The organism is Mycobacterium sp. 1245805.9, from assembly GCF_001672915.1.
GTDB lineage: Bacteria > Actinomycetota > Actinomycetes > Mycobacteriales > Mycobacteriaceae > Mycobacterium.
In genome coordinates, this window is sequence record NZ_LZKR01000004.1 from 61,651 (window position 1) to 86,240 (window position 24,590).

Below are 24,590 nucleotides of genomic sequence, written 5' to 3' on the forward strand. Positions count from 1 at the left end.
TTACAGCGTGCGGTTAGAGGAGCCGGCCTCCGAACCCGCTATCCCTCGACGGTCCTCTTCAGACCAGACAGCATCGAATTCCAATTCGCCTCTGCTCGGCTGGCTTCTTCTGGGCTGGAGTTGTTGTCCTGGGACAGCTTTACGTGGGTGCCTGAATTTGTGGACCCCAGTTCGAAGGTGAGCGTGTGGTAGTTCTCGGGCTTGTCGGGCAGGCCGGTCATGGGGCTGAAGTGCGTGACCCGCAGCAGGTGCGGCTCTTGCACGTCGATCACCGACCCCTTGTCCTCGTAGGCCTTTCCACCGTATTCGCCCGACCAGGTGATGGAGCTTCCCGGTTTCCAGTCGGTCTCCACGCGCGTGCCGAAGAAGTACTTCTCCACGATGTCCGGATCCGTCAGCGCCTGCCACACCCGTTCGACAGATGCGTTGACGTAGACCTCTGCGGTGGCTGTGTACGTCATCGACGAGCCTCCTTGTTCTCGCAATATATGACTGAGTCATATATCGACTACCCTGTAACAGGAACCGACAAACCATGTGGCAGGTGCGATGGACGAGCGTGACCGCGAGCAGCTGATCAACTGGGTGGCAGCGGCGGCGCTCGCCATCAGCGACGCCGTTTACGACTCGCTCGAGGCTTCAACCCGACACGATCGCAGCGCCGCTGTCGCACTCGTCGCATTGGCAGACTTAGCGCACGCGGGATCCGTTCAGTCGTTGTGCTCGATGCTAGGTCTCAGTCACTCGGGCTGCGTCCGGATCGTGGACCGACTGGCGCGCGACGGGCTCGTCGACCGCGCGCCCGGTGCGGACGGGCGCACCCGCTCCCTTGTGCTGACCTTGGAAGGACGACGACTTGCGTTGCGGCTGCGTCAAGCCCGCCGTGATGCAGTCGCCGCCACGCTCAGTGATCTCAGTGGCGAGCAAGGCAATCAGCTTCGCGCGATCAGCCGTGCGATCGTGACAACATCGGCGCGCGACCGCCTCGAACGTCGCCGACGTGGCGAACCGCCCAGCGGCGGCTGGCTGTGTCGGCTATGCGATGCGTCAGCCTGCGGGCGCGACATCGGCCAGTGCCCAGCCGCGAACGCGGCCGACGACCCATGATGCAGCCGGAAGGTGATGTCCGCCAGCTATATCGGCGTTTGAGCGCTTGGTCGAGGGGCTCCAAGCTGAATGCCTTGGCCGTATTCGATGCCGAGACGAATCAGCGTCTGCAGCTGGCCGGGTGTCTCCACAGCTTCGGCCACCAATTTCGCGTGCAGTTCGGACGCCAGCGAGTTCAGTGCGGTTGCCAACGCACGTTTGACCGGATCGTCGTCGATGCCAACGATCAACTCCCCGTCGATCTTGATGATGTCCGGATGTAACCGCAGCAGTTGGGTGAAGCTGGCATATCCGGCGCCGGCATCGTCGACTGCCAAGCGTATTCCGCGATCGCGCAGCTGCTTCAGCTCCGGGCCGAGGTTATCGGGAAACGGTTCGTGCTCGGTGATTTCCAAGATCAACGGCCGGTCCTGGGCCATAAGCAGGTCTTGAATCGCCGGGTCCAGCGCGGCGGTCGGGCTCAGGTTGCCGGCGACTGGACGATCACTGGGGATGTCGCGAGCACTATTGAGGACGGTGCACAGCGCGGCATGTTCTAAGTCGATGCCTCGGCCCACGCGCCGGGCAGCGCTAAACCATTGCGTTGGCGTCATCTCCGACGACGATGCGGGGAACCGTATCAACCCCTCGTAGGCGATCGTCGTGCCGCTTTTCAGATGGACGATGGGTTGAAAGACCGCACTGAGGGCGGTCGGGTCCGCCAGCAGTGTGTCCACTTGATCTTGCAGCGCTTCGGTGTCCATCGCCTCCGGCAACATCACCGAGGCGATGAATCGCTCTGTGAGGGCGCGTTGCCCGCGCTCGTCGCTGTCGGTCATCACGTGGGTCAGCAGTGTTGACAGTTGTGACTGGGCGCCGATCACCGCGGAAACGAACTCGCTGATGGCGAGCATCGCGTCGACATCTGCGTCGGTGAACGCGGCGGGGGCCGTCGCGGCCAGGAGCAGTGAACCGATGACGTCGTCGTTGTACATCAGGGGAATCGCCGCCCACGACCGGGTGCCCCACTGTTTGTTCATCGCACGAACACGTGCCGACAGTCGTCGGTCGGCAAGGGCATCGTCAATCAGCTTTGGGTGTTTCTCCCGCGCCGCGAGCCCCTGGATGCTGCTCTGTTTGGGCACCACGAAACCCGGCGTTGTCGCGAGCACACCGTGTCCAGAAACGGTCACGTACGCGTTATCGGAGGCGCGAAGTAGCGTGACTGCTGCTCCATCGGCCTTTTGCATAAACGCACAAGCCTGCTCAGCAATGCGTCCCATCAAAGACACCGGGTCCATCGACGCGGCCAACGCCTGCGCCAGGCTCTCCGACATCTCACCCCCGTTCTCAGCGGCGTGTGCGGGTCGCGCCGTTTACGATAACGACCGCGCGCCAAATGCGGGCGAGATTCAAAGCGGAGCCTAACCCGCCGGGCTACCGGCCCGGCCGCCGCAAAATCATCGAGGCACACGCACCGCCAGGTAGTACTCGGGACGCCGCTTCTTGTCGACCGTATAGCCGATGGCCTCTGCGGTGCCCTGTGAGTCGTAGGCTAACCAGCGCTCCGTGCGCTGGCGTTCGAATTCGGTCCACGACGCGACGGTGAACCTTTCGATGAACGTGTCCGGTTCTCCCACACGTTGATACAGCTGCCAACTGTGGCCGCCCGTGCGCAGCCGTGACCGCCTGACCGCACCCATCGCTGTCACAAAATCGCCGAGATTCTCAGCCGCTACTTGGTAACGGACACTCACCAGGACCGGCCCATCGTTGGCTGACGGTTCTGTCATCAGCGTCGGCACCGGCAAGGTCGAGGAAACGTCGAAGACGTTCACCTTGCCGGTCGCGGGCCGCAGGGGAAACGGCCAGACGCTAAGTGCGACCGCCCCCAACAAGATGGCGGACGCGATCATCGCGACGTCGAGTCCCTCACGTGTGGCGACGAGCCCCCAGGCATACGAGCCGATCGCTTGCGAACCCGTGAGGACCAGAAGATAGATCGACAACGCGCGGGCTCGAACCCACCGTGGCAAGGACAGCTGTGCCGCGGCGTTCAGCGTCGTGAGGGTGATCAGCCACGCCGTCCCCGACAATACGAGAAACGGCGTCGCCGCGACGAACGGCAGCCACACCGCGGCCAGCGGGGCAAAACCATAGACGACGGCGCATGCGGCCGACAAAACGTTGTCCGAGAACCGCCGGCGCAGCCGCGCGGCCACCGCGACGGCCAGGACTGCACCAAGCCCGATGGCGCCCAACGCGACACCGTAACCGCTGGACCCGGTCCCCCACCGTTGGGCGGCGGCCACCGGCAACAGCGCCGTCAGGGCCGACGCGGGAAAGAGAAAGAGCGCTGCGCGTAGCAAAATCCTGCGAAATATCGGCCCATGGCGGACGTATCGGAGTCCGCTGACGACGGCTTGGCTGAGACGTTCACGCTCGAGGGGCGACAGCTGCCGGGACCGATGCCACGTCATCAGCGCGAAGATGATGCCCGCGAACGACACCGCGTTCAACGCAAACGCCGCGGCGGGCCCGACCAGCGCAACTACGACACCGCCGAGCGCAGGCCCGACCGCACGGCCGACGTTGACGGAAACGCTGGCTAGTGTTGCGGCAGCAGATATCTGCTCACGCGCAACGACCTCGGATTGGATGGCCTGCCAGGCCGGAGCAGTGAGTGCGGAGGCACAACCGATGGCCACGGTGAACGCCAATAACGATGTCGGGTCGAGCCGTCCGAGGTAAGTCACCAGCGCTAACGCCAGCGCTACCAGCACCGCATAGGACTGTAGGACCATGAGGCGGCGCTGGTCGAAAAGGTCGGCGAGCGCTCCGGCGAACAACCCCAACAGCAGGGTCGGCCCAAGGCTCGCGGTCTGAACCAGTGCCACGACGACGTCACTGCTGTGCGATTCCACCAAGAACCACTGGGCCGCCACGATCTGCATCCAGGTGCCGATGTTGGAGGCGAACTGCGTAACGAACAAAGCGCGAAAGACGCGACCGCGCAACGGCGCCCAGGTCGACGGGTGCGCTCCGTCGGCGCCTTCTTGAGTAATCATCTTGGAAGATTTGTCGGCGACCTACACACCGCCCTCCGGCCCGGGCCGCATGACGCCGCAACATCGCGAGTCTTGCACACGTGCTGAATCGCCAAGGCGGAAACGTCGATTTCAGCAACCGCCGGCACCGGCTCGGGGACTCTCCACTTTCCCCGCCGATCGGCATCGAGCACACTTGTGCAATGGAGATTTGTCATTGCATCGCCATCGCGCCGAGCGCGGGGCCCCTGTCCCAGGCGCCGACGCCAGCACGGGTGGTGTGAAGATGCCAACCGAGCCGCAGCCGCGCCGCAAGCTGGACGGCCTCTCGGACATCCGGGCGTTTTTCCACACCAACAAGACGCCGCTTTACTTCATCTCCCCGACTCCGTTCAACCTGTTGGGCGTGGACCGCTGGATACGAAACTTCTTCTACCTGACCTACTTTGACTCTTTCGAGGGCACGCACTCGCGCGTGTTCGTGCCCCGGCGACGCGACCGTCGCGATTTCGACTCCATGGACGAGGTGTGCAGCCACCTCCTGTCCGATCCCGAGACGCTCGAGTTCATCGCGGGTAAAGGCCCCGGCGGCAAGTGCTGCTTTGTGATGATGAACGAGGAAATCCAGGCCCTCGCACGGTCGGCGGGTCTCGAGGTCATGCATCCGCCGATCGAGCTGCGCAATCGCCTGGGCTCCAAGATCGTCATGACGCGCCTGGCCGACGAGGCGGGCGTGCCGAGCGTGCCTAACACGATCGGGCGGGCCGGCTCCTATGACGAATTGCTGACGCTCGCACAAGGCGCCGGCTTGGGAGACGACCTCGTCATCTCGATCGCATATGGCAACGCCGGCAGCGGCACGTTCTTCGTGCACGGTCAGCGCGACTGGGACCAGCACGCCGGTGACCTGGTCGGGCAGGACCTCAAGGTCATGAAGCGGATCCGCAACGTCGAGGTGTGCCTCGAGGGTGCCGTCACCCGCCACGGCACCGTCGTCGGCCCCGCGATGACGAGTCTCGTCGGTTACTCGGAGCTGACACCGAGCCGGGGCAGCTGGTGCGGCAATGACATCTGGCACGAGGTGCTGCCGCCCGCCCAGACGCACGCCGCGCGAGAAATGGTGACCAAGCTGGGCGACGTCATGCGCCGCGAGGGTTACCTCGGCTACTTCGAGGTGGACCTTTTGCACGACCTCGACTCCGACGAGCTCTACCTCGGCGAGGTGAACCCGCGCCTGAGCGGCGCCAGCCCGATGACGAACCTGACCGCCGAGGCCTACGCAGACATGCCGCTGTTCCTCTTTCACCTGCTCGAGTACATGGACGTCGAGTACGAGCTCGACATCGACGAGATCAACGCGCGCTGGGAGCGGGGCTATGGCGAGGACGAGGTCTGGGGCCAGGTGATACTGACCGAGACCTCGCCGGACATCGAGATCTTCACAGCAACGCCGCGCACCGGGGTCTGGCGCATCGACGACGACGGTCGCGTCTCCTTTTCGCGGACCGCCAACGACTGGGCCACCCTGCTGGACGGCTCCGAGGCCTTTTACATGCGGGTCGCCGCGCCTGGCGACTTGCGTTCCGAGGGCGCTCAACTTGGCGTCCTGGTCACTCGTTCGCACCTGCAGACGGACGACTATCAGCTCAGCGATCGCTGCCAGCGCTGGGTCAAGGGCATGAAGGCGAAGTTCGTCTCGACGCCCCTGACGCCGGCCGCGCCGATCGTCTCGCGGCTCGTCGCACGCGCGTGAGCCGCCCGCCGGGCATCTCACTGGACAACTGGCTCGCGCCGCCCTACTCGCATTGGTCGTTCCAACACGTCGAAGATTTCGTGCCGACGGCGCCGATCTCCCGCGGGACCGGGCCGATCGCCACGCTGCCCGAAGCCCCCGCTCCCCTGGACGAGATCGCGGTGACCAACACCAACGGGACGGCCACCACCGTCGGCGCCGTGATGGCCGCCACGGCGACCGACGGCTGGGCCGTCGCCTATCGCGGGTCGATGGCGGCCGAGGAATACCTCGGCGGCATGACCGCCTCCACCCGGCACCTGCTGTTTTCGGTGAGCAAGTCGCTGGTGGCAACCGTCGTCGGCGCGCTGCATGGCGCCGGCGCGATCGACCTTGATTCGCCGGTCACGAAATTCGTTCCCGCCCTGGCGAATTGCGGCTACGCCGGCGCGACGGTGCGCCACCTGCTGGACATGAGGTCCGGCATCGCCTTCTCCGAAAACTACGGCGACCCGGCCGCGGAGATCCACTTACTCGACCAGGCGATGGGATGGGCACCCAGGACTCGGCCGGACGCACCCGCCACGTTGCAGGAGTTCCTGCTGACCCTGCGGCAGAAGTCGGCCCACGGCGGGCCCTTCGAATATCGCTCGTGCGAAACCGACGTCCTGGGCTGGATCTGCGAAGTCGCCGGCACCCAGCGGATGCCGGAGCTGATGTCCGACCTGCTGTGGAGCCGGATCGGCGCCCAACACGACGCCACCATCGGCGTCGACTCGACCGGAACCGGCTTTTTCGACGGCGGCATCAGCGCCTGCCTCACTGACATGATCCGGTTCGGGTCGCTACTCCTGCACGACGGCGCCTCGTCGACCGGAAAGCAAGTGGTGCCGGCGGCGTGGATCGCCGACACCCTCGACGGCGGCCCCGACTCGCGGGAGGCATTCGCCGCCAGCCCCGATGACACCGAGCTGCCCGGCGGGATGTACCGCAACCAAGTGTGGCTCCCCTACCCCGACGGCAACGTCGCGCTGTGCCTGGGCATGTGCGGTCAGATGATCTACGTCAACCGCGCCGCAGAGATGGTTGCCGCCAAGCTATCCACCCAGCCGCACTCGCACGAGCCGCACATGCTGGACACGTTGCGCGCGTTCGATGCGGTTGCAAAGGAACTGGCCGACTCCCCCATCGCGGCTATCGCTGACGAATGAACGTCGCCTGCGCTGGCTTCCGTCGCTCCACGACCTGCCTCTCCCGCCGCTGGCGGTCCCACCACGCCCGCAAGGTTTGAACGTCGATCGGCGCGGTTGGGTCGTCAAAAGGCGATGGTGCGGTGTACATGGCGCCTTCGTTCTGGATATTGTAGACGGAAACGTTCACTACTTGCTATGAGCTTACTGTGCGTCGATAAGAATCGCCAGTGACCGTCGGTACATCGCGCTTCAAACGCCAGAGGGGCACACTCGAAAGTATGGATGGCGTTCTGATTTTCGACGGAAAGTGCGGGGTGTGCACGCGTGCGCGCAACGTTCTCCTCCGGCTCAACAGGACTGGGCGGCTGCGAACGGAGCCGATGCAGAAGCCCGGAGTCTCCGAGCGGCTGGGAGTAGCGACCGAACGCGTGCCCGAAACGAGTTGGTGGCTGGATTCGTCTGGCGCGGTGTTCGCCGGCGCGGAGGCGATGAACGCGGCGCTATCGACCGCTCTGGGAACGCAATTGCCGCTACGCATCTACCGTGTGCCAGGAATCCGTTCAGTGCAGGAGGCGGTCTATCGGTGGGTGGCCGCCCACCGGTATCGATTCCGCGGAGTCACGCCGTTGTGCGAATCCGAACCCGACGAGTGCCTTTCCCCGCAAGCGTCCTGATCCCACTTCGCCTGAAGAAACCCGGGGTGGGCCACCGGTAAGGGACGCAATAAGCGACTGTAGCGTGACGGCCGTGAAGTCATCCTCCATCACGCTCGCGGCTTGTGTGGCAGCGTTCGTCCTCCCCCTGGCCGCACCCGGCGCGGCAACCGCGGCCGGCGCGTGCCCGACTGCCGCACCGCCAAGCGGCGGAACGCCCGAGTGGACGCTGACCGGAACCACCGGCAGCGTCGCGGTCACCGGATCCACGGATACGACGGCTCCGCGGGTGAACGTGACGACGCCGTTCAGCGTGACCCAGACCCAGGTGCAGACGCTGCACGCCGGAGACGGACCGGTGGTCCCGGCCACGGCCAAAGTCTCCGTCTGCTACATGGGCGTCAACGGACGCGACGGCTCCGTGTTCGACAGCAGCTACGAACGGGGCGGCGCGGTCGACTTCCCACTCGGCGGAGTCGTGCCGGGCTTCCAGAAGGCCATCGCGGGACAAAAGGTCGGGTCGACCGTCGCGGTCGCAATGACCTCCGCGGATGGATACCCGAACGGTCAGCCCAGCGCGGGCATCCGGCCGGGCGACACGCTCGTCTTCGCAATCAAGATCCTCAGCGCCTCGAGCTGAGCGCCGATTTTTCCACCGCCTGAATCATTTTCAACAACCGCGCCCGCGCATGCTAGCCTGATCGCTTGGATGTTTTTGGTACATCCACATTTGAATGAGAGAAGTAAGTAAATGGCACAGGGAACTGTGAAATGGTTCAACGGGGACAAGGGCTTCGGCTTCATCACCCCTGACGAAGGTGACAAGGACCTCTTCGTCCACTACTCCGAGATCCAGGGCAGCGGCTACCGCACCCTCGAAGAGAACCAGCGGGTTCAGTTCGAGGTCGGGCAAGGAGCGAAAGGTCCTCAGGCAGTAGGAGTCACAGCCGTCTAGGAAACTCACAAACCTGACAGTGGGCTGGTGCGTTAATTCGCACCAGCCCATTTGTAGTTCTCGATGCTGTACGCAATGCTCAACCGCTCACGCGAAAACGTTTGGTCCGTGCCGTCGTTCCGGATACCAACTCGACTCGGCTTCTTGGCAACTGAAGGTGCGCCGCCAGCAACCGGGCAACGGCGTCGTTGGCCTTGCCATCCACCGCCAGCTCCCGGACATAGATTGTCAACTCACCGTCAGGACCGACCTCGACGAGGGGCCCCTTTCGGCTGCCGGGCTTGACCTTGACGACGACGGACACCCTCATCGACTCCGCCATGGTTGTAATTGTCTCGCAATATCCCGGGAGCGAACGGCCAAATCTGGCATTGCGTTGTAGCCCAACAGGTTCAGTAACCGCGGTTAGTGGTGTTAGAGGTCGAGCACAATCCGCAACGCGGCATCGACGCGTCGCATCTCATTGAGGCTGAGAAAACCCACGCTCATGCCGAGGCGACCCGGATCCGCCGCCGCGGTTTGTTCTGCCAGCACCCGCGTCGCTTGGCCGTCAATCTCGACTTCAGGTCGAAAGCTCGCGGCCCGAGCTGATGTGGATGTGGGCGCCACTAGCCATGTCGACAACGGCAGCTGGTCGGATTGGACTACGACGGCGTATCGCGGGCCGGCCTGCTCGTGTCCGCGTCCCCGCCGAGGAGCATGAAGCCGGAAAACCTCACCACGCACGCAGTGTCTCCATGTCGCGCAGCACCTGCATTGCCTCGGCACGGTCCGCCTCGTCTGCGGCCAGCTCTTCGGCCTCGGCGCGCACGGCCGCCGCAGCCTTTCGGCGCGCGGTCTCGATGAGCGCTGCCCGCACAGCCGCAGACACCGGTGTGCCATCCCTGGTCAAGACGGCAAGCGCGCGCGACGCATCCTCGTCCGGGCGAAAGGTGATCGTGTCAGCCACGGAATCGAGTGTAATACAAAATGTAAGACGTAGGCGCCGCCCTCCGAGGGTCGACCAACAGGCCGCCGTGTCACGACTTGCCTGCTCGCGCGCGCAACCATCGCCACCATATGGACGGGTGCCGAAGGAGCGTGGGCAGGATCGCGAGAGGATCGAAATAGGTGACGCGTTCGATCGCCCTGCCATCGTGCAGCACCAGCCGGTTCACGTTGGGCCACTCGATGATTCGGCCCCCAATCGGGGCGTGCAGCCGGAACTCGATGAACAAGAGGTCGTCGTCTCCGCACCATCGGTCGACGCCACCGCGTAAGTCTGGAAGGCAGCACCAGATACGTCGGAACTCCGCTTGCGCGGCCTCGATCCCGATCATCCGACCCACGAGAGGTTGCACGAGAACCACGTCGGGGTGCAGAAGTTCCGGCAGCCGCTGCGGTGACGGGTCGTGCCAGAAATCGGCGAACTTGAAAACGAACTCTTCAGCGGCGGAGCGCTTGTTCACTCCCCCACGATGCCGACCGGGTTGCTGCCATCTCGACGCACGACACTGCCAAGAACCGCCAACCCGAAGGGCGGATCAGCCGGGCGGCGGCACGAGCGGCGGACGGCACGCATTGGCGGTCGGATCCCACCACCAACCGTTGTCGCATGCCAGCGGCTGCGGACCGACACCGAGCGGGCGGCACACATTGGCCGTCGGATCCCACCACTGGCCGGCATCGCACGCCAGGGGTTGCGGTCCGACGCCCAGCGGTCGGCACGTGTCGGCCGTCGGATCCCACCACTGTCCCGCGTCGCATTGCAGCGGGATCGGCGCCCCGAGCGGTCGACAGATGTTGGCCTTCGCGTCCCACCACTCGCCGTTCGCGCAGTCGGCCCGGCTCACCGCCGGCATCGCGATCGTCACGGCCGCCATCGACCCCAACGCCACGGCCGCGGCGGACACCGCACGGGTAATCCACGTCTTCATTTCGAGCCTCCCCCAGTCGGCATATGCATCAATCGAACCGAGCCCGGTCATCGAGGTCAAGGCCCGCCCGGCCCGGCTACCGTGAATCCTGTGAACGTTGCTACTGAACACTCGGACGACGAAGCCGACATTCGCCGGCGAACCGACGAGCTGACCGGCGCGATTCGCGCCGCGGATCTCGAAGCCGTGATGTCGATCTACGCCCCCGACGTCGTGTCGTTCGACCTCGAACCCCCTCTGCGACACGTGGGCGCGGAAGCAAAACGGCGGAACTGGGAGCGCGTCTTCGCGGCATACGAGCACCCGCTCGGTTACGAGATTCGCGACCTCACCATCACCGTGAGCGACGACGTGGCATTTGCTTACAGCCTGAATCGGCTCAGCGGCACGTTGAAGAGCGGACCGACCACCCCCGGCTTCTGGGTCCGCGCGACGACGTGCTTCCGCAAGCTCGATGGCCGCTGGTTCATCGCGCACGACCACGTGTCGGTGCCTCTGGAGATGACGACCGGCGCGGGGCTGCTGAACCTGGAGCCGTGACCCGCCATTGGCAGTAGTTGGCAGTCCCTTGCGTCGACCTGGCAGCGGCCGTGAAGTGCGATGACATATGAGGTCGGTACCAAACGCGCAAGGAGGGACAACCGACATGCCACAGCTTGCACTTCGCCAGGCCACCATCGAATACCAGGAATTCGGACCGCAGGATTCGCCGCACCCGCCGGTGCTGTTTGTCCACGGCATCCTTGTCGACGGTCAACTGTGGCGCGACGTCGCCGACGGCTTGGCGCGTCGGGGTTTCCGCTGCATCGTGCCGACGTGGCCGCTGGGTTCGCACACCATCCCCGTCAATGACGCCACCGCGCTGTCGCTGCCCGGCGTCGCGGAGATGGTCAACGACGCGCTCGTCGCCCTCGACCTCTCCGACGTGACACTGGTTGGCAGCGACACCGGAGGTGGGATATGCCAACTGGTCGTCGATGCTCACCCGGACCGGATCGGCCGCCTGGTGCTCACCAACTGCGACGCCTTCGACAAGTGCCCGCCCTTCCCCTTCGACGTTGCGTTCGCGGTGCTTCGCGGCCCCGCCTCAATCAAGGCGCTAGCCCAACCGCTGAGGTTCCGCGCGGTGCGCCAGTCGCTCTTCGGGTTCGGCCTGCTCGTCAGCAAGGCCGGTCCGGACCTCACCTCGGACTGGGTACAGCCCTGCCTCAGGGACGCCCGCATCCGCCGCGACCTGGCGGCGTTGCTGCGTCGGGTGGCCCCCTTCGATCTCACCGACGTGGCCACCCGCCTCCCCGGGTTCACCAAGCCCGTCACGCTGGTGTGGGGCCAACGCGACCGCTGCTTCACCCCGGGCCTGGGCCGGCGGCTGGCCGGGTTGTTCAAAAACGCGAAGCTGATCGAGGTGCCCGACGCAAAAACGTTTGTCGCCCTTGATCAGCCCGATGCGGTGATCGACGCGATAGCGACGATCACCGCGGTGAGGGCCTAGCACCGATCGCCAGCGATGAGTTCCGGGCGCGCCACCAGTCATACCTAAGAGAACGGAGTAATCGACAGCGCTAACGAAAGAGGTCTGGATCCGATGCCCTCGAACAACACGGCTCTACCGCCGATCGTCGACCAGCAGACCTGGCGCGCCGCGCTCGACGACCTGCGCAAGCGCGAGAAGGCCGCTACCCGGGAGCTGGATGCGATCGCCGCCCAGCGGCGCCGGCTGCCCATGGTCGAATTGCCGGACTACACCCTGATCGGGGCCGAAGGGCCCGTCCGCCTGGCCGATGTGTTCGACGGCCGGTCGCAGCTCATCGTGTACCACCACATGTGGTCCGACGGCGCTGAGTGGCAGTGCGGTGGATGCACGGGCTTCACGTCGCAATTCACCCGGCTGGAGTTCCTCGACAACTACGACGCCCGCTTCGTCATCGTCACCAACGGACCGATCGACGAGGCGCTCGCCTACAAGCGCAAGGTCGGTAACCGGATGGAGTGGTACTCGTCGTCGGAGAGCTCGTTCGGCGCCGACATGGATGCCCCGCCCGGGGGCGGCTTCGGGGTCAACGTGTTCCTGCGCGACGGCGACACCGTCTACCGCACCTGGCATACGAACGGGCGGGGCACCGAGCAGCTCAGCCATTCGTTCGGGCTGATCGACATCCTGCCGTGGGGCCGTCAGGAGGAATGGCTCGATTCGCCCCCGGGCTGGCCCTCCCGGCCGACATACTCGGGTTGGCTCGACTCCCCCGACATCGCCGCGGCCTATGGACCCAAGGACAACGCATGACCACGATCGCCGAACGCTACGTCGTCACCCGCACCATCGCCGCGAGGCCGGAACAGATTTTCGCCGTCCTCGCCGACCCCGCCCGCCACTGCAGCACCGAGCCCACCGACTGGGTCCGCGACGCGGTGGACACCGGACCGATCACCGCCGAGGGACAGATGTTCGCGATGAACATGTTCCTCACCCAGGCCGGCGGCCACTACGTCGTCCACAACCTGGTGAACGTGTTCGACAAGGACCGCGCGATCGGGTGGATACCGGGCCAGCTCGACGAGGCGGGCAACCACAATCCCGGCGGCTGGTTCTGGCGCTACGACCTGGCGCCGAACGGGGATGGCACCGACGTCACCCTCACCTACGACTGGAGCGGTACGCCGCAGGACTTCCGCGAGCGGGTCGGCGAAATGCCGATCTTCGCCGAGGACTACCTCGCCGCGTCGCTAGCGAGCCTGGACCAGGCGGTCGCGCGTTGACGAACGGTCCCGCAGCCCTCGGGTACGCCAAACCGCTTTGAACAAACCCATTTTCATGTGCGGACACCGAATGAAGACGACGGGATCGAATTTCGCGGTTTTCGCTTAGACCACGTGTTTTTGCGTGCCCATTCCCCTCAGAACCGCACTTCCGAATTGGCCCCCAAATTCGCGCAATCCGGTTTACTTTGGTAGAAATCCAAGCCTGGCTTCAGCGACGTTGGGTCGGTGAATTTTCCAATCGGAAGGCTCGCAATGAGTTGGTTGGCGGCGTCGTGGCGACGGCCTGACCACTTCGACTGGCTGACCGGCTACCTGCAGGCTCACGGGCTGGGCACCACCACCCGCCGCACCATGGCAGGGGTGTCGGCCTCGCTGGCGTTGTGGCCCGCAAACGCCCTGTGGGGAGTGACCCCGTTTTACCCGAGCCTTTCGCTGGCGGCGTCGGTGCTGGCCGGAGTGATCGGGCTAATCATGGCAATGGTCTGGTTGACCCGTTGGCCCACACGCCGTCAATCGATCTTCTTTGCAATGACCGGCAGCGCGAGCATCGTGATCGGCTGCCTGACGCAAACCCAACCGATCGTCGCGCTGATGGCATGCTCGGCCCTGGCCGTGTCCGGCGGCTACCTCGCCTTTTTCCACACCGCGCGATATATGGTCGTCAATTTCTTGCTGGCCGGCGCGGCGGGCGGTGTCGAGGTGGCCCGCCTGGTCGCTGCCGGTGAGACGACGCTGGCCTTCACCGGCTACTTTCTGGTGCTCGAACTCAACGTGGTCGTCCCCTTCGCAATCCATATCGTCATCCGGACGTTGGGTGTGGATCTGTTGCGCGCCGACCGCGACCCGCTCACCGGTCTGCTGAACCGGCGGGCCTGCGACCGCGCCATCATCGGCCGGATGCTGGCCGGCCACGACCACATGTTCCTGGCGGTGGCCATGGTCGACCTCGATCATTTCAAAGCGGTCAACGACAGCAGAGGACATGCGGCCGGCGACGAGGCGCTCGTTGCGGCCGCCCGCGCGCTTACCGCCGCGTGCCAAGAGAGCGCGGTCGTCGGCCGCGTCGGCGGAGAAGAATTTTTGATCGCAGACGTCGTCGCGACCCAACGGCCGCAGGGATGGGGCCATAAGTTGTGCAATGCGGTGGCGGCAATTCCCGCCTCGGTAACGGCCAGCGTGGGGACCGCCACCCTGCCGTTGCGCAGCGTGGGCTGCGACGACGTGGAACAAGCGCTGCGCCGGCTGGTCGGCGAGGCTGACGCCGCCATGTACGAGGCCAAGAGATGCGGCGGCAACCAAGCTCGACACCACCGCTCCCCCGCGCCGGCGGCGATGTCCTGACGACAGAGTCCACACAGCCGCGAGGAACCTAGATCCTGCGCCAAACGGCGCGCGCTGTCTTAGCCTGTCTAAGGGACAGTGGTGCGTACGATGACGGGGCGCGCGGGCGTGGGGATTCGATATGGCGGAGCAGGTCGTCGGTCGGCGGGCTGAAGAACGAGTCGTTGTCGAATTTCTTGATTGTGTGTCGCGTCAGGCGTGTGGCCTGGTTATCGAGGGTGAGCCGGGTATCGGCAAGACGACGTTGTGGTTGGACGTGGTTGAGCGGGCCCGGAAGCGTGGGTTTCGGGTATTGAGGTGTCGGGCGGCTGCGGCCGAGTCGGTGCTGGCGTACACGGTGTTGGCCGATTTGCTCGGCGATGTCGATGACTCGGTTTGGGCGGATTTGCCGATTCCGCAGCAGCGGGCGTTGGACGGCGCGGTGTTGCGGCACCGGGTCGAGGCGCACAACATTGATCCTCGCGCGGTGGCGGCGGCGTTTGTGACTGTCATCGGCCGCCTGGCCGCCGAAAGCCCGGTGGTGATCGCGATCGATGATTTGCAGTGGGTGGATACCTCGAGCGCGAATGTGGTGGCCTATGCGACGCGGCGGCTGCCGGCCGGGGCGGCGGTCGTGTGTACGACGCGTGACCAGGGGTCTGCGGCGCGCCTAGAGGTGCCCCGCCCGGACGCGACGCTGCGAATTCGGCTGCGGCCGTTGACGGTTGGTGAGCTGCATCAGGTTTTGGTGCTTCGGTTGGGTCGTTCGGTCGCGCGTCCTGCGTTGCTGCGAATTCATGAGATCGCCGGGGGGAACCCGTTTTTCGCCTTGGAGCTGGCGCGGGGACTGGGCTCGGGCGGGCGTGCTTCCGACTTGAGTTTGCCGGGCAGCCTCAATGAGTTGGTCCAGTCGAGGATTGGTCGGGTCGGCGCCCCAGATGTGTTGCTGGCTATCGCGAGCCTGCCGGATCCGACGGTACCGGTGGTGGCCCGCGCCACTGACTCGACGCCGGATCAGGTGGTGCAGTCGCTCGGTGAGGCCGAGACCCAAGCCGTAATCGTTATCGAGGGACACCGGCTCCGCTTTACCCACCCGATCCTGGCGCACGGAGTTTACAGCGCCGCGCCGGCTCGGCGTCGCCGCGAAATGCACCGGCGCCTGGCCGAACTCGTCACCGAGCCCGAGCTGCGCGCCCGCCACCTCGCCCTGGCCGACACGTCTGGAGATGCGGAAACCGTGGCTGCCCTCGACGCGGCCGCCGTTATCGCGCGCGACAGGGGGGCACCGGCGGCCGCCGCCGAACTGCTCGAACTTGCCTTAGGTCTCGGGGCCGACGACCCGCGGCGCAAGATTCGTTGTGCGACGCACTATTTCGATGCGGGAGATCCGGGGCGCGCGCGGCAGATCCTCGACGGGGTCGTAGCCACGCTTCCCGCTGGGCCGATCCGTGCCGAGGCCCTACATCAGCTGGGGTTGGTGCGCCTCTACGGCGACAGCTTTCCCGAGGCGGCGGAATTACTCGAGGCCGCGTTGCGAGACTGCGACGCTGACACGGGCTTACGGGTACGCATCTCGATCAGCTTGTCGTTCGCCCTCCTCAACGCCGGGCGACCCGCGCAGGCTTATGAGCGGGTTCAGCATGCCCTCGCCGACGCCGAGCGCATTGGCGCCGGGGCTCTGCTGAGCCCCGCCCTCGGGATGCGGGCGATGATGGACTTCATGGCGGGTCAAGGCTTCGACCAGTCCGCGTTGCGTCGCGCTGTCGAGCTGGAAGAGGCAAGCTCCCGCATTCCGTTGCCATTTCGGCCCCACGTGCAGCTGACGCTACTGCGCGCTTGGACCGGTGAACTCGAGCAGGCGCGTAAGGAGTTGGTGGAGCTGGGCCAGCAGTGCCTCGTTCTCGGCGAGGAAGGCGAGCTGACCTTCGTCGGATTTCATCTTGTTCTCGTTGAGATCTGGCTCGGCAGACTCGACAGCGCGGCCGGTACCGCTGACGCGACGATGGAAGTGGCAACACAGCTCGGCGGCGACTTCCCATTGTTCATCGCGCTGACCGTTCGGGCCGCGGTTGCCGCCTATGCCGGCCGCCTCCACGACGCCCGGCGCGATCTGGGCGAGGCGATCGCGGCCGGCCAGCGCTGCGGCTCAACGCGTTTGGCCGAGTGGCCCACCACGCTGGCCGGATTTGTCGAGGTGTCATGTGGCGACTATCAAGCGGCCCTCAGCGCGCTCGAGCCGCTGCTGCCGATGGTGCGGATGTTCCCGGATGCGAGTGAAATCATCTCGTCGTCTTTCGTTCCCGAGGCCGTCGAGGCGATGATCGGCCTTGGCCGCTTCGATGAGGCCGAGCCGTTGGTCGAAGCCTTCGAGCGCAATGGCCGTCGGCTCGATCGCGCATGGACGCTGGCCGTCGGTATGCGCTGCCGCGCGTTGCTGCAGGCGGGACGCGGCGATATCGCCGCCGCGGTGACAACCGCCGAGCTCGCCATCACCGAGCACGAACGCCTGGCGATGCCGTTCGAGCGCGCCCGCACGCAGCTGTTGCTGGGTCAGCTGCAACGCCGCCAGCGGCGCGCCGATGCGACTTCGACCCTGCGCGACGCCCTGCAAACTTTCCAGCAGCTCGGTGCCACGGTGTGGGCGGAGCGCGCCGAGGCGGAATTGGCGCGCGGGGTCTCGGGCAGGCGGCGCGAGCAGGGGTTGACCGCGACCGAAGAGCGTGTCGCCGAGCTGGCCGCCTCGGGGATGATCAACCGCGACATCGCGGTCGCGCTGTTCGTGAGTCCCAAGACGGTGGAGGTCAACCTCAGTCGCGTCTACCGCAAGCTCAACATCCGCTCGCGCGCGGAGCTCTACCAAGCACTGCAATCGCGAAAATCTGAATCGGATATGAGTAGGTAAACCCCTGATGTAAGCGGCCGCCACTATCTATAGCGTGGCCGAGGTGGCGAGCGTCGGCGCAGGAGCAGAGTCATTTCTGGTCGAGTGGTACGGCCCCCGCGCGCCCGGGCACTGGATCGGCGAAACCGCTCAACGCCTCAACGACTGCGCCGCGGCGACGTCGGCCCGCGGTGGACAGGTCCGATTGCTGATGGCCGTGGCCGTTCCCGCGGACGACTACGCATTCGGGGTGTTTGCCGCCGATTCGGCCGAGGCGGTCGCGGAAACCTGCGCCGACGCCGGCGCTCCCCCGGAACGGATCAGTGCCGCCGTCGGCTGGTGGCAAGGGCAGGATTTTCGATCGCCGACTGAGGCTTAGGGCTTTCCATATCCCACGGGGCGATCCGCGCCTGCCGAGTACGGCGCGCGTTCCGCGTCCCGGCGTTGACGATCTCCTTGACCGTTGCGATCAGCCGGTCCGGCCTATCCCGCAATGCGCGCGCGGCGGCCCGGGCGACTCGGCGCGTCGTGAAAAGCTGTGACGGGCGGACCTCATGGTTAAGCACGCGGAGCAGCGTCTGGGTGGCTTTGGGATCGCCGGCGATATCCTTCATCAAGCGGGTATTGAACGGCGTCGACGCACCCGGTGTGCCGAAGTCGCTTGCCATCCAGTGCATTTCATACGCATCGTCGTCGCGCCACCGCCACCAGCGCTGCATTGCCTCGTCGGGAGTCGTGTCGCCCAGCCCGGCCTCGATCGAATCGGCCAGCCGACGGGCCTGGCGGAACGCATCGCCGATGCCCTGCCCCGGCGATGGATCCTTGAAATGGCCGGCATCGCCGACGAGGACCCAGCCGGGGCCGGCGGACTCTCGGAAGTACCCGTGCCACTTGGTCACTACCCGGATCGGGCCGACGCGCCGCCCGTCGCCGATCACGTCGGCGAGTTCCGGCCAGGCCCGCAGACCGGCCGCGAAGTTGGCGTCACGATTCGCGTGGAACTCGGCTTGCTTCGCCATATCGATCCCGATCGCGGCCATGTAGAGATCACCGTCGGTTGGGCTGGCGAGGAAGCCCAGGTCACCGCGGCGTCCAAGCCGCGCGTGCCCTTCCGGCTCACGCACATGCTCGAAATAGGCCCAGGCAAACATCTTTCCGGGCTCGGCGACGTGATATTCGCGGGCACCGGCCAGCGCGGCGACCGTCGAGTGGCGGCCGTCGGCGCCGACCACCAACTGCCCTTTGATGGGGCCGGCAACAGTGTCTACCCCAGTGACGCGGCCGTCTTCGGTGACGAGGTTCGTGACGCGCAGGCCCGCGCGGACGTCGGCGGTCGCCGCGGCCGCCGCCTCGACCAGCAACCCATCCAGCGTCACCCGCCGGACGCATACGCCGCGCGGGGCCCTGAGCGCGGGATCGACCTTCGCCTCGATCCGAACGTCGTCGTCGATCACCATCGTCATCCGGTCGAGCGGGACGGCACCGGCCGCCAAGACGTCGTCGAGCACGCCGAGCTGCTGCAGCACCTGCACGCCGCAGGACTGGATTATGTGAGTCGACGGCGTCTCCGACGGGAACTGGGCACGGTCGACCAGGCAGACGCTCAGGCCCCTTCGCGCGAGCATCGTCGCCAGCGGTGAACCGGCGCAGCGCGCACCCACCACCACGACATCGAATCGCTTCACATCGCCTCCCCGATAGCTCGACGAACCGCTGCCGCCGACGCTACCGCAAGATTAAGGAAATCGTAAGAGCATTCTTAGATAACGTTTAGATCAAGCGCGAAGCTGTGCCATGGTTCGGTCCGGGGAAAGCCGCCCAAACACGTTCGGTCACAAGGTTATTCAGCGCAATTCCGAACCGCCCGACTCTGGGCCGACCGCGACATGGGAGTCCATTAGGAACGCGCCGTTCTTAGAGAAGCGACGAGCTGGCCCAGACCGTGCCCGGGTAGGGTCACCTCTCATGACCGCTCTGCGAACCCAGGTCTGTGTAGCCGGCGGCGGTCCCGCCGGACTCGTTCACGCTCTTCTGCTCGCCCGCGCCGGCGTCCAGGTCGTCGTGCTGGAGAAACACAACGACTTCTTGCGCGACTTCCGCGGCGACACCGTGCACCCCACCACCCTTCGGATCATGGACGAGCTGGGGTTCGTCGACGAGTTCCTGCGCCTGCCGCACACCAAGATCACCCGCGTCGCCTTCGACGCCGACGGGACGCTTCGCACCTTCGGCAACTTCAGCGCGCTGAAACGGTTGGGTTTCAACCAGCCCTACATCGCGCTGATGCCGCAGTGGGACTTCCTCGACTTCCTTGCCGAAAAGGCAAGTGCCTACCCGGAATTCACCTTGATCCGCAACGCCGAGGTCAAAGAGCTGATCTTCGACGGCGACCGGGTCGTCGGGGTGCGCACGCCGGAACTGGAGGTGCGTGCCGAGCTGGTTGTCGGCGCGGACGGACGCAAGTCCGCCGTGCGGGAGGCCGCCGGTCTGAACCTCGCCGCCGCGCACTCGCCGATGGACGTGTTGTGGTTCCGGCTGAAATGGCGTCCCGGCGATCCACAAGAGCTTTTCGGAGTCGCCCGTAAGGGCCTGCTGATGGCCATGATCTACCGGGGGGACTACTGGCAGGTCGCCCACCTCATGCCCAAGGGAACCGACCCGCGCGACGGTTCGCTGGAGGCGTTCAAAGAGCGCCTGGTCGCCGCCCAACCGCGGCTGCGCGAACACGTCGACGACCTGCATTCCTGGGACGACACCAGCCATCTCGACGTGCGGGTGGACCGGCTCGAGACCTGGTGGCGCACCGGCTTGCTCTGCATCGGCGACGCCGCGCACGCCATGTCTCCGGCCGGAGGGGTCGGCATCAACCTCGCCGTCGCCGGCGCGGTCGCCGCGGCGAATATTCTGTGCGCCCCACTTCGCGAAAACCGGTTGACCGATGCTGATCTCGCCAAGGTTCAGCGCCGCCGCGAGCTACCCACCCGAATCATCCAGGCCGGTCAGGTCTTCATCCAGGACCGGGCGGTCGAACCCAATTTGACCGGCGACCTTTCCCCGATCAAGATTCCCCGCTTCATCGGTCGCGGTCCCCTGCAGTTCATCCCGCCGATCATCGTCGGACGCGGCTTCCGCCCCGAGCACGTACGCACCCCGGACGCACACGCTTCCTAGTTCGAGCTTCTTAGCCGGCGAGCGGGTCGAACATGTGCGCCGGGTCGATGCCAAGCTGCTGAGCGACGTGGCTGGTGTCCCAATACTCCCGCCAGTGCGTGATCGTGCCGTCGCGGACCTCGAAGAGGGCGGTGACGTTGAACGTGACCGCGACACCGTTCATCGCATTCACGTCGACCCGTTCGACCACCACGGTGTCCGCGTTCGACACGACCGTGCGAATCTCGCTCCCCTCGATCATTCCGGTCGAGAGGCTGCTGTGTTTTTCGAGCTCGGCGCGCGCCGCGTCGCGCCCCACGACCACCGGCGAGAGGGGCACGTGCAGCTGCCAGACGAAGTCCTCCGCCATCAACGCGGTCATCGCTTCGACGTCCATGCGCTCGCCGTAAGCCGCATGCAGGAAGTCGAGCACGAGCTTTTCGTTCGCATTTGTGGCGACGGCCTGGGGCATGGTGTTTTCCTAACTCGTCGATGAGTCACGGCCTAAATAAACTGGTTGATTTAATGCCAAGCCAAACACGCTATCCCCTCGATCGGGTTGGGTAAAGACCCGCGCGCCTCAGGCCTGGGGCCCCTCCGAGGGCGGCCAGTGCGCGCCCGGCGACGCATCGCCGGGTTCGGCGTGCTCACCGCGCGACAGCGGCACCCACTGCTCGCTCGGCGCGGGCTGCTTGGAGGACGGGAAGTCACGCAGCGGACCCGACGGCTTGGCGTCCCACTTGGCGAAGGTCAACGGGGTCCGCAACCAGCAGTGCAGCAGGTTGTAGGCCGCCTCCAGCGAGTCGATGTGGGTGCGCTCCCAGCCGTGGCTGCCGTCGAGCCCGAAGCCGACCAGCGCGGCCCTGGTGCCCGCGCCCGCTTCGATCGCCGCGGCGGCGTCCGAACGGTAATAGCGAAACACGTCCCGCACGAAGGGAATCTTTTGCTCGTCGGCGAGCCGGCACAGCTTCCGCGTCAGGTGGTAGTCGAACGGGCCGTGCATGTCGGCCATCGGGATCGTGACGCCATCCTCGATGGAGTGCTGGCCGGGCGCGCACACCGCGTTGTCCACCGAGACCAGCTCCGCGACGTCGGCGGGCAGGCCGTGGCTCGCCCCGTGGCCGACCTCCTCGGTGATGGTGACCATGATCGTGGTGCGGTGCGGCAGCACGATCTTGTTTTCCGAAAAGTGCTTGGCCAGCGTGAGCGCGATCGCGACGCCGGCCTTGCCGTCGAGGTGACGGGAAACGATGAAGCCGTCGGCGGTGAGCTCGGGGCTGGCGATCAACGCGACGAAGTCACCGACGTTCACGCCCAGCCTGACGAGGTCCTCCCGCGAGGAGACCTTGCGGTCGACGCGGACCTCGACGTGCTTCCAATCGGTGGGCTGGGTGTCGATCTCGTCGCCGAAGCTGTGTCCACTGGCCTTGAGCGGCAAGACCGTTCCGGTGATGAACTCGTCGGGGTCGTCGCTGAAAATTCGCACGCGGGCACCCGTGGCGAACCGGGCCGAAAAGGTGCCGACCGGAATCAACTCGAGGCGCCCGTTGTCTTTGAGGCTGCGCACCATGCAGCCGATGGTGTCGGCGTGAACGGCCAGCGCCCGGTCGATGGTCGCGGATTCCCCCGGCAGTTCGGCGGTCAACGCGCCGCGGCGCGTGAGGGTAAACGGCACGCCGAAATCGTCGAAGATGTCGCCGATCAGCTGCATCACCGCATCCGTGCGCCCCGCGGGACTCGGGGTCTGCAGCAACGCGAGCAGCGTGTCGATCATCCACGCGCGGTCGGCCTCGGCCATGGCCGCGGTTTCGGGCACAGTCTCTCCCTTTCGGTTCGTTCGGGATCCGGGTTTAACCTACCGGTTCGCGCGGGAGCGAGAGGGCCTAGCCGCGAGGTCTACAGTTGGAGCCCGATGGACGCGTCAGCGGTTACCGGGTGACCGAGTTCGTCAAGCGCCACCGGGGCGCACCCGCCGGCTACTTCGCGTGGGAAGCCGCGGGCCTGCGATGGCTTTCGGCCGTCCCGGGCGGCGTGCTGTGCGCGACGGTTGTCGCCGTCGGCGCCGACCACCTCACGCTGCGGCGACTGGATTCGGTGACCCCCAGCCCCGAAGCGGCGTACGAATTCGGCGGCCGACTTGCCGTCACCCACGACGCCGGCGCGGCCGCGTTCGGCACCGGGCCCGACGACTGGGACGGACCCGGGTTCTTCGGCCCGTTGTCCCGGCCGCTGCCGATGTCGCTGCGGGGGCATTCACGCTGGGGCGAGTTCTACGCCGACGAGCGGCTGGTCCCGATGGCCGAGATGGCCGCCGCGTGCCTCGATGCTTCGGTCCGCGCGGCGATCGACTCCGTCGTGGCGCGTTGCCGCGCCGGCGACTACGACTCTGATGACGACGACGGGCCGGCCCGGCTGCACGGCGACTTGTGGAGCGGCAACGTGATGTGGACGCCCGACGGGGTGGTGCTGATCGATCCGGCCGCGCACGCCGGTCACCGCGAGACCGACCTGGCGATGCTCGCGCTGTTCGGCTGCCCGCACTACGACGCGGTCCTCGCCGGTTACCAGCGCGTGCGATCGCTAAAGCCGGGCTGGCGCAACAGGATCGGGCTGCACCAGCTGTACCCACTGCTGGCGCATGTCGCGTTGTTCGGCGGTGGGTATGCCGCGCAGACCCATGCCGCCGCCCGAGCTGCGTTGGACGCCGTTCGAAGTAAGCCCATCTGACGTTGGTTTTGCAGCCGAAATTCGTTTCCGGCGTTGCTGCAAATCGGAGTTAGGCTCCTCGATGTCCGGTCATATCGCAGATTAGGAGCTCGCTATGAAAGTGGATGAGCAGGGACATGAGGAAAAAGACGTCCGCCGGCTACGGGAATTCGCCACATTCGACAAGCTTTCCGATAATGATTTGCAGCGCATTGTCTCGGCCGCGCATCACACCTCCACGTCCGCGCCACTGCCGCTCATTCACGAGCAGACCCCGTCGGACGCCTGCTACATCCTGCTGACCGGCGAGGCCGGCGTATACGTCGGCCAGGACCGCGTTGCCGTGGTGGGGCCGGGCGAAGTGATCGGTGAATCGGCGCTGCGCCGTGGGAAACTGCGTTCCGCCACCGTCACGACGACCGGGCCGGCCGAGGTGCTGCGCATCGAGCGCGACGACCTGGGCCGCCTGCTCGAAGCGATTCCGGCGCTGCGCGAGACCATGGACGCGACCGCGGCGCGGCACGCGGCCACCGCCGCGCCCGAGCAGCCGCCGAAGCCGAAGCCGACGCATCGCAGGGTGGACGCGCAGGTCCCGACGGAATTGGTCGAGCGGTTCGAGCAGGCCGCCGAGGGCGCCGGTGTGCGTGTCTCGGCCGCGCTCGAGGACGCGCTCACCCAGTGGATCGAGCGAAACAGCACGGCCTAGCCGCAGGCACAGGGCGGCCTACGGGTTCACATTCGGGCAGATCTGCTTGATCCAACCGGTGATCAGGTCCCTGTTGGAGTTCAGGTCGGGGTCGGTGGGTTGCGCACCCAAGGTGGTGACGAAGTGCTCGATCGCGGCCTTCACCGGGTCGGGCGGAGCGTACTTCTCCAGCGTGTCGGCGTACTTGCGGGCGGTTTCCGGTTTCGACGCCACCATCAAGTTGTCCTTGGCGAACGAGATGTCCAGGCAGGTCGATTGATCGAGCGGCGCGGCCGGCGCGGAGGACGTGGGTGCCGTCGTCGGTTGCGATGAGGCCGCCGTCGGCGAGCTCGATGCCGACGCCTCACTCGACGCCGGAGCTGATTGAGTATTGCTGTTCGAGCAGCCCGCGGTGATGACCGCGATGGCGACCATTCCCGCGAGCGCAGTTCCGTTTAGCCGCACCAGACACTCCTTCGCCGGAAGATCTATTTGCTGCAGGCACC

General features: G+C 65.9%; 28 protein-coding genes. 16 read left to right on the forward strand and 12 right to left on the reverse strand.

Translation table 11 applies throughout. The features are described from left to right. Nucleotides 1–38 precede the first annotated feature (38 nt). Complete coding sequence (locus tag A9X00_RS00580; RefSeq protein ID WP_067147662.1) at nucleotides 39–461, reverse strand: SRPBCC domain-containing protein; 423 nt, start codon at nucleotides 459–461, stop codon at nucleotides 39–41. An 88-nt stretch (nucleotides 462–549) separates the two neighbouring features. On the opposite strand from A9X00_RS00580, the gene A9X00_RS00585 reads away from it, so the two are divergent. After that, the gene (locus A9X00_RS00585; protein WP_156771861.1) at nucleotides 550–1,107 is read left to right on the forward strand and encodes a MarR family winged helix-turn-helix transcriptional regulator; all 558 of its coding nucleotides are present in this window, start codon (nucleotides 550–552) and stop codon (nucleotides 1,105–1,107) included. A gap of 26 nt (nucleotides 1,108–1,133) precedes the next feature. Here A9X00_RS00585 and A9X00_RS00590 read toward each other — a convergent pair whose 3' ends face one another. After that, nucleotides 1,134–2,423, reverse strand: coding sequence for an EAL domain-containing protein (locus tag A9X00_RS00590; RefSeq protein ID WP_067147668.1), 1,290 nt, complete (start codon nucleotides 2,421–2,423; stop codon nucleotides 1,134–1,136). A gap of 123 nt (nucleotides 2,424–2,546) precedes the next feature. Continuing rightward, nucleotides 2,547–4,154: an MFS transporter gene (locus tag A9X00_RS00595; protein WP_067147671.1), complete on the reverse strand. Its 1,608-nt coding sequence runs from the start codon at nucleotides 4,152–4,154 to the stop codon at nucleotides 2,547–2,549. A 265-nt stretch (nucleotides 4,155–4,419) separates the two neighbouring features. Between A9X00_RS00595 and A9X00_RS00600 the strand changes: the two genes are divergently transcribed. The 5 genes from A9X00_RS00600 to A9X00_RS00620 all read left to right on the forward strand — a co-directional run bounded on the left by A9X00_RS00600 (nucleotide 4,420) and on the right by A9X00_RS00620 (nucleotide 8,666). After that, on the forward strand, nucleotides 4,420–5,886 hold the full coding sequence (locus A9X00_RS00600; protein WP_067148085.1) for a biotin carboxylase: 1,467 nt from the start codon (nucleotides 4,420–4,422) through the stop codon (nucleotides 5,884–5,886). Continuing rightward, nucleotides 5,883–7,076, forward strand: coding sequence for a serine hydrolase domain-containing protein (locus tag A9X00_RS00605; protein WP_067147674.1), 1,194 nt, complete (start codon nucleotides 5,883–5,885; stop codon nucleotides 7,074–7,076). The genes A9X00_RS00600 and A9X00_RS00605 overlap by 4 nt, the downstream gene beginning before the upstream one ends. A 260-nt stretch (nucleotides 7,077–7,336) precedes the next feature. Then, nucleotides 7,337–7,732 carry a thiol-disulfide oxidoreductase DCC family protein gene (locus A9X00_RS00610; protein WP_067147676.1) on the forward strand — a complete coding sequence of 132 codons (396 nt, stop codon included), beginning with the start codon at nucleotides 7,337–7,339 and terminating at the stop codon, nucleotides 7,730–7,732. Nucleotides 7,733–7,796: 64 nt separating this feature from the next. Next, the gene (locus A9X00_RS00615) at nucleotides 7,797–8,351 is read left to right on the forward strand and encodes an FKBP-type peptidyl-prolyl cis-trans isomerase (protein ID WP_067147679.1); all 555 of its coding nucleotides are present in this window, start codon (nucleotides 7,797–7,799) and stop codon (nucleotides 8,349–8,351) included. Nucleotides 8,352–8,462: 111 nt separating this feature from the next. Beyond that, entirely contained in the window at nucleotides 8,463–8,666 is a 204-nt protein-coding gene (locus A9X00_RS00620) for a cold-shock protein (protein WP_067147683.1), read from the forward strand. 79 nt (nucleotides 8,667–8,745) lie between these two features. Here the strand turns inward: A9X00_RS00620 and A9X00_RS00625 are convergent, their stop codons facing one another. The 5 genes from A9X00_RS00625 to A9X00_RS00645 form a co-directional block, all read right to left on the reverse strand. Beyond that, nucleotides 8,746–8,976 carry a DUF167 family protein gene (locus A9X00_RS00625; protein WP_067148088.1) on the reverse strand — a complete coding sequence of 77 codons (231 nt, stop codon included), beginning with the start codon at nucleotides 8,974–8,976 and terminating at the stop codon, nucleotides 8,746–8,748. A 104-nt stretch (nucleotides 8,977–9,080) separates the two neighbouring features. After that, nucleotides 9,081–9,392, reverse strand: a complete 312-nt coding sequence (locus A9X00_RS00630) for a type II toxin-antitoxin system PemK/MazF family toxin (protein WP_067147686.1) — start codon at nucleotides 9,390–9,392, stop codon at nucleotides 9,081–9,083. Continuing rightward, the gene (locus A9X00_RS00635) at nucleotides 9,382–9,615 is read right to left on the reverse strand and encodes a hypothetical protein (RefSeq protein ID WP_067147689.1); all 234 of its coding nucleotides are present in this window, start codon (nucleotides 9,613–9,615) and stop codon (nucleotides 9,382–9,384) included. Before A9X00_RS00635 ends, A9X00_RS00630 begins: the two co-directional genes overlap by 11 nt. A 70-nt stretch (nucleotides 9,616–9,685) precedes the next feature. Further along, nucleotides 9,686–10,114, reverse strand: coding sequence for a nuclear transport factor 2 family protein (locus tag A9X00_RS00640; RefSeq protein WP_067147692.1), 429 nt, complete (start codon nucleotides 10,112–10,114; stop codon nucleotides 9,686–9,688). A 75-nt stretch (nucleotides 10,115–10,189) separates the two neighbouring features. Next, nucleotides 10,190–10,582: a hypothetical protein gene (locus tag A9X00_RS00645; RefSeq protein WP_067147695.1), complete on the reverse strand. Its 393-nt coding sequence runs from the start codon at nucleotides 10,580–10,582 to the stop codon at nucleotides 10,190–10,192. A gap of 90 nt (nucleotides 10,583–10,672) precedes the next feature. Between A9X00_RS00645 and A9X00_RS00650 the strand changes: the two genes are divergently transcribed. The 7 genes from A9X00_RS00650 to A9X00_RS29460 all read left to right on the forward strand — a co-directional run bounded on the left by A9X00_RS00650 (nucleotide 10,673) and on the right by A9X00_RS29460 (nucleotide 17,922). Further along, nucleotides 10,673–11,122 carry a nuclear transport factor 2 family protein gene (locus A9X00_RS00650; protein WP_067147698.1) on the forward strand — a complete coding sequence of 150 codons (450 nt, stop codon included), beginning with the start codon at nucleotides 10,673–10,675 and terminating at the stop codon, nucleotides 11,120–11,122. A gap of 106 nt (nucleotides 11,123–11,228) precedes the next feature. Then, complete coding sequence (locus A9X00_RS00655) at nucleotides 11,229–12,074, forward strand: alpha/beta fold hydrolase (protein WP_067147701.1); 846 nt, start codon at nucleotides 11,229–11,231, stop codon at nucleotides 12,072–12,074. A gap of 93 nt (nucleotides 12,075–12,167) precedes the next feature. Next, nucleotides 12,168–12,866, forward strand: a complete 699-nt coding sequence (locus tag A9X00_RS00660; protein WP_067147704.1) for a DUF899 family protein — start codon at nucleotides 12,168–12,170, stop codon at nucleotides 12,864–12,866. Next, complete coding sequence (locus A9X00_RS00665; protein WP_067147708.1) at nucleotides 12,863–13,339, forward strand: SRPBCC family protein; 477 nt, start codon at nucleotides 12,863–12,865, stop codon at nucleotides 13,337–13,339. Before A9X00_RS00660 ends, A9X00_RS00665 begins: the two co-directional genes overlap by 4 nt. A gap of 255 nt (nucleotides 13,340–13,594) precedes the next feature. Beyond that, a complete protein-coding gene (locus A9X00_RS00670) occupies nucleotides 13,595–14,683 on the forward strand; it encodes a diguanylate cyclase (RefSeq protein ID WP_067147711.1) in 1,089 nt (362 codons plus the stop codon). A gap of 121 nt (nucleotides 14,684–14,804) precedes the next feature. Continuing rightward, nucleotides 14,805–17,564, forward strand: a complete 2,760-nt coding sequence (locus A9X00_RS00675; protein WP_067147714.1) for an AAA family ATPase — start codon at nucleotides 14,805–14,807, stop codon at nucleotides 17,562–17,564. 34 nt (nucleotides 17,565–17,598) lie between these two features. Further along, the gene (locus A9X00_RS29460; protein ID WP_156771862.1) at nucleotides 17,599–17,922 is read left to right on the forward strand and encodes a hypothetical protein; all 324 of its coding nucleotides are present in this window, start codon (nucleotides 17,599–17,601) and stop codon (nucleotides 17,920–17,922) included. On the opposite strand, the gene A9X00_RS00680 is transcribed toward A9X00_RS29460, so the two are convergent. Next, nucleotides 17,864–19,228: an NAD(P)/FAD-dependent oxidoreductase gene (locus A9X00_RS00680; protein ID WP_067147718.1), complete on the reverse strand. Its 1,365-nt coding sequence runs from the start codon at nucleotides 19,226–19,228 to the stop codon at nucleotides 17,864–17,866. The two genes, A9X00_RS29460 and A9X00_RS00680, sit on opposite strands and share 59 nt — an antisense overlap. A 280-nt stretch (nucleotides 19,229–19,508) precedes the next feature. On the opposite strand from A9X00_RS00680, the gene A9X00_RS00685 reads away from it, so the two are divergent. Next, the gene (locus A9X00_RS00685; protein WP_082974602.1) at nucleotides 19,509–20,714 is read left to right on the forward strand and encodes an FAD-dependent oxidoreductase; all 1,206 of its coding nucleotides are present in this window, start codon (nucleotides 19,509–19,511) and stop codon (nucleotides 20,712–20,714) included. Nucleotides 20,715–20,724: 10 nt separating this feature from the next. Here A9X00_RS00685 and A9X00_RS00690 read toward each other — a convergent pair whose 3' ends face one another. Together A9X00_RS00690 and A9X00_RS00695 are read right to left on the reverse strand one after the other, a co-directional pair. Then, nucleotides 20,725–21,165 carry a nuclear transport factor 2 family protein gene (locus A9X00_RS00690; protein WP_067147721.1) on the reverse strand — a complete coding sequence of 147 codons (441 nt, stop codon included), beginning with the start codon at nucleotides 21,163–21,165 and terminating at the stop codon, nucleotides 20,725–20,727. Between the two features lie 108 nt (nucleotides 21,166–21,273). Then, entirely contained in the window at nucleotides 21,274–22,509 is a 1,236-nt protein-coding gene (locus tag A9X00_RS00695; protein ID WP_067147725.1) for an osmoprotectant NAGGN system M42 family peptidase, read from the reverse strand. Between the two features lie 119 nt (nucleotides 22,510–22,628). Here A9X00_RS00695 and A9X00_RS00700 point away from each other — a divergent pair, with 119 nt between their 5' ends. After that, nucleotides 22,629–23,420, forward strand: a complete 792-nt coding sequence (locus A9X00_RS00700; RefSeq protein ID WP_067147728.1) for a fructosamine kinase family protein — start codon at nucleotides 22,629–22,631, stop codon at nucleotides 23,418–23,420. Nucleotides 23,421–23,514: 94 nt separating this feature from the next. Beyond that, nucleotides 23,515–24,105 (forward strand): cyclic nucleotide-binding domain-containing protein, encoded by a 591-nt coding sequence (locus A9X00_RS00705; protein WP_067147731.1) that lies wholly within the window; start codon nucleotides 23,515–23,517, stop codon nucleotides 24,103–24,105. An 18-nt stretch (nucleotides 24,106–24,123) separates the two neighbouring features. On the opposite strand, the gene A9X00_RS00710 is transcribed toward A9X00_RS00705, so the two are convergent. Next, nucleotides 24,124–24,549, reverse strand: coding sequence for a hypothetical protein (locus tag A9X00_RS00710; protein WP_156771863.1), 426 nt, complete (start codon nucleotides 24,547–24,549; stop codon nucleotides 24,124–24,126). Nucleotides 24,550–24,590: the final 41 nt, after the last annotated feature.

Coding starts and splice junctions, on each gene's coding strand:
- A9X00_RS00585 (WP_156771861.1), top strand. CDS start 550: ATGGACGAGCGTGACCGCGAGCAGCTGATCAACTGGGTGGCAGCGGCG.
- A9X00_RS00675 (WP_067147714.1), top strand. CDS start 14,805: ATGGCGGAGCAGGTCGTCGGTCGGCGGGCTGAAGAACGAGTCGTTGTC.
- A9X00_RS00690 (WP_067147721.1), bottom strand. CDS start 21,165: ATGCCCCAGGCCGTCGCCACAAATGCGAACGAAAAGCTCGTGCTCGAC.
- A9X00_RS00595 (WP_067147671.1), bottom strand. CDS start 4,154: ATGATTACTCAAGAAGGCGCCGACGGAGCGCACCCGTCGACCTGGGCG.
- A9X00_RS00660 (WP_067147704.1), top strand. CDS start 12,168: ATGCCCTCGAACAACACGGCTCTACCGCCGATCGTCGACCAGCAGACC.
- A9X00_RS00685 (WP_082974602.1), top strand. CDS start 19,509: ATGACCGCTCTGCGAACCCAGGTCTGTGTAGCCGGCGGCGGTCCCGCC.
- A9X00_RS00655 (WP_067147701.1), top strand. CDS start 11,229: ATGCCACAGCTTGCACTTCGCCAGGCCACCATCGAATACCAGGAATTC.
- A9X00_RS00590 (WP_067147668.1), bottom strand. CDS start 2,423: ATGTCGGAGAGCCTGGCGCAGGCGTTGGCCGCGTCGATGGACCCGGTG.
- A9X00_RS00645 (WP_067147695.1), bottom strand. CDS start 10,582: ATGAAGACGTGGATTACCCGTGCGGTGTCCGCCGCGGCCGTGGCGTTG.
- A9X00_RS00705 (WP_067147731.1), top strand. CDS start 23,515: ATGAAAGTGGATGAGCAGGGACATGAGGAAAAAGACGTCCGCCGGCTA.
- A9X00_RS00620 (WP_067147683.1), top strand. CDS start 8,463: ATGGCACAGGGAACTGTGAAATGGTTCAACGGGGACAAGGGCTTCGGC.
- A9X00_RS00610 (WP_067147676.1), top strand. CDS start 7,337: ATGGATGGCGTTCTGATTTTCGACGGAAAGTGCGGGGTGTGCACGCGT.
- A9X00_RS00600 (WP_067148085.1), top strand. CDS start 4,420: ATGCCAACCGAGCCGCAGCCGCGCCGCAAGCTGGACGGCCTCTCGGAC.
- A9X00_RS00670 (WP_067147711.1), top strand. CDS start 13,595: ATGAGTTGGTTGGCGGCGTCGTGGCGACGGCCTGACCACTTCGACTGG.
- A9X00_RS00580 (WP_067147662.1), bottom strand. CDS start 461: ATGACGTACACAGCCACCGCAGAGGTCTACGTCAACGCATCTGTCGAA.
- A9X00_RS00665 (WP_067147708.1), top strand. CDS start 12,863: ATGACCACGATCGCCGAACGCTACGTCGTCACCCGCACCATCGCCGCG.
- A9X00_RS00625 (WP_067148088.1), bottom strand. CDS start 8,976: ATGAGGGTGTCCGTCGTCGTCAAGGTCAAGCCCGGCAGCCGAAAGGGG.